The sequence below is a fragment of the Escherichia sp. MOD1-EC7011 genome (assembly GCF_002965005.1).
Classification (GTDB): Bacteria; Pseudomonadota; Gammaproteobacteria; order Enterobacterales; family Enterobacteriaceae; genus Escherichia; species Escherichia ruysiae.
In genome coordinates this window covers 1-4,740 of the sequence record NZ_PTRD01000042.1, presented here as the reverse complement: position 1 = coordinate 4,740, position 4,740 = coordinate 1, and the positions used below count along the sequence as shown (strand labels likewise).

The window sequence follows — 4,740 nt, the reverse complement described above, 5'->3', positions numbered from 1 at the left end:
TCAATATCGATAATTCTATCATTTATATATATTATCTTTTGTACAACTATTATTTGCAAAACTAAAGATATAACAATAAAAAAACATTTACTTATTTTAGCGATCGCACTCTTTATCTGTCTTGTTACGACTGTTTTTGGTAGAATCGGCCTCAGCGATCTCCTGAATAACTATCAAACTACATTTCCCGATAGATATTTTTCAGGAACAAACTTTCTCTCTATCTTATTGTTCATAGCATGTTTATCTCAATGTAATTTATCAAAGCCAATCAGTTATTTATCTTATTTTATTTCCGGAGTGTTATTGTGTATTTATATTGTGAATGCAGATATAATATCAGAAGGTGAAATGGCAAAGAACAACATTTTTTTAAATGATCATTTTTATTATTCAATATGTCACGCTGAAAAAATTGATAACGCAAATTCAGCCATACAAATCAAACCAGCAAACTGGGTTATGATTGTTCCAACAAACTTAATTAGCGAAATTCACTGCCACTAAAGTATTGCATGATTTATGCCCCGTAGCAGGGGCTTTAATTTTGCTGGTCACTTAATACAAATGACCTGAAACTAGCGATTCTTTTTTAAGCAGATACAGTTTTACTTTGCAGATTCAGCTCTTGTATCGTCTTAACTGCTTTGTCCTGATAACGGTCATCTTCCTGTATTTTATATTGAATGGCATCCAGTCAGACGATAGAACTTTTCCAGTGGACGTTGTTGCCACTGGTTTAACTCAGAAATGGTCTTATTTGCCACGGTGATGATGGTCATAGCGAGCACGCTGAAAGCATATAAATCTTCAATCTCACTGTAGAGATCCTCCAGTGTACCCCAAGCACAACAAGAGAATGATCATCCGTTCGATCTTATCGGGGAACGTGATCTGGCGCTTTTTCACTAATTGGGAGTCAACCGAGCGATTAGAGTCGCGTGACGCAGTCCATTCGAAACTGACCGTTGTGGCTTTAATAATCTTTTTACTGGAACCATTTTTAGACCTGGGTTCCAACTACTGAACCAGATGAGAGCCAAATTCCTCAGTCAATGCAGCAGAGGTTAACTGTTTGATTAAATGATCTAAAATGCCGTCTTCATCCGTTAGATCCGGACTGAAGCACCTAAGGGTTTTATCAAAATCGAAGGACAGGTACATACGCCATTCCTTTCTGATTGCAACTTCCTGAAATGCCCCAGAATTTCTAACACACTCTTTTTTTTCGTGTTTGTACACAATTCTATGCAAAGGCCTTTTATCGGAAATGACGTAAAAACAGCCACCAACTCAACAATAACGGTCATGTCCAGCCAATTGCTCTAAAGTGGCATTATATATTCACGAAATGGATGGTCACAGGTGAACAATCTCTTCAGTTGGTGCTCTGAACACCTGTCATAAAAAATTTCCCCCTCACTACCGCCTTCCATACCCCACCATAAAGCGGATCATCAAGCCACAAGCCGGGGCAATAAACATAAATATCCCCGTTACCAGCTCGTTACCGCCAGTTAACCACATAGTGAAGTAATAAATGAGGGCGGCGAGGATCACCATGCCGAAAAATGAAGAGACGGCAGATACTACATTTAGTACCTGGCCAATATATCCGCTGACACAAACAATACACAGGGCGAGAAACATCCATAAATAAATCATAGCTCAACCTCCTGCCGCGCTAACAAACCTGTTACTTCAGGTGATTTAATAGTAAGACAATTCTTAATCACTGGCAATTTTTGCCAGGTTCTAATAAAAACAAGATGTTAAAAAATAGGGTTATTCGCTCCTGAAAAATATTTACTTGAGTGATTAATAATCAGTAGCTGAAAACAATCGGCTGATGATAAAATGGAAGTACCGCATTCATGCTCCTCGTGGTTTTGTCCTGACTAGTCTTTACACTCTTTACAGGAACCATTGTCGTACATGATGGCCTAATATTATTGAGTGTACCGCTGTCGACATGGAATCTTCTGCGATACAACAATTCGTATCTACAGAAGGTAACTATGTTTCCACAGCGCAAATTTTCCCGCGAGTTTCTCCATCCTCGCTACTGGCTCACGTGGTTTGGTCTGGGCGTACTCTGGCTTTGGGTACAACTTCCTTATCCTGTCTTGTGCTTTCTTGGCACACGTATCGGCACGATGGCCAGACCATTTCTGAAACGTCGCGAATCCATCGCCCGTAAAAACCTTGAACTTTGCTTCCCGCAGCATTCATCTGAAGAACGCGAGAAGATGATTGCCGAAAACTTTCGTTCACTCGGCATGGCGCTGGTAGAAACCGGCATGGCGTGGTTCTGGCCCGATCGTCGCGTGCGTAAATGGTTTGATGTTGAAGGTCTGGATAACCTGCAACGCGCACAAATGCAAAATCGCGGCGTAATGGTCGTCGGCGTACATTTTATGTCTCTGGAACTGGGTGGCCGCGTAATGGGGCTTTGCCAGCCAATGATGGCAACTTATCGTCCGCATAATAATCAATTGATGGAATGGGTGCAGACCCGTGGTCGGATGCGTTCAAATAAAGCGATGATCGGCAGGAATAATCTGCGCGGTATTGTTGGTGCTTTGAAAAAAGGTGAAGCCGTATGGTTCGCTCCCGACCAGGATTATGGTCGTAAAGGAAGCTCCTTCGCTCCGTTCTTTGCGGTAGAAAATGTTGCGACGACCAATGGCACTTACGTGTTGTCACGCCTCTCGGGTTCCGCCATGTTGACTGTGACGATGGTACGAAAAGCCGATAACAGCGGATACCGTTTGTATATCACCCCAGAAATGGAAGGCTACCCGACTGATGAAGGTCAGGCTGCGGCTTATATGAACAAGATTATTGAGAAAGAGATTATGCGCGCACCGGAGCAGTATCTCTGGATCCACCGCCGCTTCAAAACGCGTCCGGTGGGTGAAGCATCGTTATACGTTTAACAAACGACCAACGCTTCTTCCCTCCTCAAATTAGCCATAATAACCCAATGGTTTTTATGGCTTTTTTCTTAAGGCTTTTCCCTTCGCTGAATTATGAATTATTACTGACAGAAATTAAACTGTCGCCGATATGAGACACTTGTAAGTTACTAAAAGTAAATAAGAAAATGCCACTTGTTTCAATTTAGTTTTAGGCGTACATTAGCGCCGTCTCGAGCAAATCAGCTCAGAATTCTGGGGTGATGCCCACGGCAAAACAGAGCTCTGTTGAGGTCGTTTTCCCGGTGTCAACTCACTGTATCAGATGTAATGAAGTCATTCAGGCGTAACAGTAATTACGCGGAGAGATGTAAAGTGAAATATTTCTTTATGGGCATTTCTTTTATGGTCATCGTTTGGGCCGGTACTTTTGCCCTGATGATCTAAAAGCAAACTGTGCAATGAAAAACAGGAGCCATCTGGCTCCTGTTTGCGTTTCTGACGAAGGTGTTTATTCCGTGTTTTCGTGAATATGTTTACTGCTGGCTGGAAGTAAACCATCGGCGCGAAACATCGCTTTGATGCCTCTGACTGCCTGACGAATACGGTCACGGTTTTCAATCAGCGCAAAGCGTACATGCGTGTCGCCGTAGTCACCAAAGCCAATCCCCGGAGAGACACAGACCTTCGCTTCGTTAAGCAGCTTTTTGGCAAACTCCAGCGAGCCCATTGCCGCATACGGTTCAGGGATTTTCGCCCAGACATACATCGAAGCTTTCGGCATTTCGACCATCCAGCCCGCTTCATGCAGCCCTTTTACCAGCACATCGCGGCGGCGCTTATACTGTTCGGCAATATCGCGCACGCACTGTTGATCGCCTTCCAGCGCGGCAATTGCAGCCACCTGTAACGGCGTAAAGGTGCCGTAATCGTGATAACTTTTGATACGCGCCAGCGCACTGACCAGCGTTTTGTTACCAACCATAAAGCCGATACGCCAGCCTGCCATGTTGTAACTTTTCGACAAGGTAAAGAACTCAACCGCCACGTCACGTGCGCCCGGCACCTGCATAATTGACGGAGCTTTCCAGCCATCGTAGACAATATCGGCATAGGCCAGGTCGTGAACCACCAGCACATCGTAGCGTTTCGCCAGCGCTACAACCTTTTCGAAAAACTCCAGTTCCACACATTGCGCGGTTGGATTCGACGGGAAGCCGAGGATCATCATCTTCGGTTTCGGATAGCTTTCGCGAATAGCACGTTCCAGTTCATTGAAGAAATCGACCCCCTCCACCAGCGGCACTGAACGTACCTGCGCACCGGCAATCACAGCGCCGTAGATATGAATCGGATAACTTGGATTCGGCACCAGCACCGTGTCGCCGTGATCCAGCGTCGCCAGCATCAGATGCGCCAGCCCCTCTTTCGAGCCAATGGTGACGATGGCTTCTGATTCCGGATCAATCTCAACGTCGTAGCGATCCTGATACCAGCGGGAAATGGCGCGACGTAAGCGTGGAATGCCGCGTGAAGTGGAATAGCCGTGTGTGTCCGGGCGCTGCGCCACGGTACAGAGTTTTTCGACGATATGCGGCGGGGTCGCGCCGTCCGGATTGCCCATACTGAAATCGATAATATCTTCGCCGCGCCGACGCGCAGCCATTTTCAGTTCAGCGGTAATGTTAAAAACGTAGGGCGGGAGACGATCAATACGCGTAAAGCGACGTTCAGGGCGAGTGTCAGCCATAATTTCCTCAGATAAACGTTAGCGCCCGGACCGTCCGAGCGACGCTGCCCCCAGGGGGGGCTGGTTTGAAAA

At 45.5% G+C, this 4,740-nt stretch carries 4 protein-coding genes and 1 pseudogene; 3 read left to right on the top strand and 2 right to left on the bottom strand.

What is annotated here, in order from left to right:
- Nucleotides 1-507, top strand: a pseudogene (locus A7098_RS19325) (hypothetical protein); the annotation flags it as partial.
- 915 nt (nt 508-1,422) lie between these two features.
- Here A7098_RS19325 and A7098_RS19320 read toward each other — a convergent pair.
- Nucleotides 1,423-1,665 (bottom strand): YfdY family protein, encoded by a 243-nt coding sequence (locus tag A7098_RS19320; protein WP_000639882.1) that lies wholly within the window; start codon nt 1,663-1,665, stop codon nt 1,423-1,425.
- A 353-nt stretch (nt 1,666-2,018) separates the two neighbouring features.
- Between A7098_RS19320 and lpxP the strand changes: the two genes are divergently transcribed.
- On the top strand, nt 2,019-2,939 hold the full coding sequence (gene lpxP / locus A7098_RS19310; protein ID WP_032225840.1) for a kdo(2)-lipid IV(A) palmitoleoyltransferase: 921 nt from the start codon (nt 2,019-2,021) through the stop codon (nt 2,937-2,939).
- A 354-nt stretch (nt 2,940-3,293) separates the two neighbouring features.
- Nucleotides 3,294-3,365, top strand: coding sequence for a membrane protein YpdK (ypdK, locus tag A7098_RS19305; protein ID WP_010723117.1), 72 nt, complete (start codon nt 3,294-3,296; stop codon nt 3,363-3,365).
- 64 nt (nt 3,366-3,429) lie between these two features.
- Here ypdK and alaC read toward each other — a convergent pair whose 3' ends face one another.
- The gene (gene alaC, locus A7098_RS19300) at nt 3,430-4,668 is read right to left on the bottom strand and encodes an alanine transaminase (RefSeq protein ID WP_000785936.1); all 1,239 of its coding nucleotides are present in this window, start codon (nt 4,666-4,668) and stop codon (nt 3,430-3,432) included.
- Between the last annotated feature and the right edge of the window lie 72 nt (nt 4,669-4,740).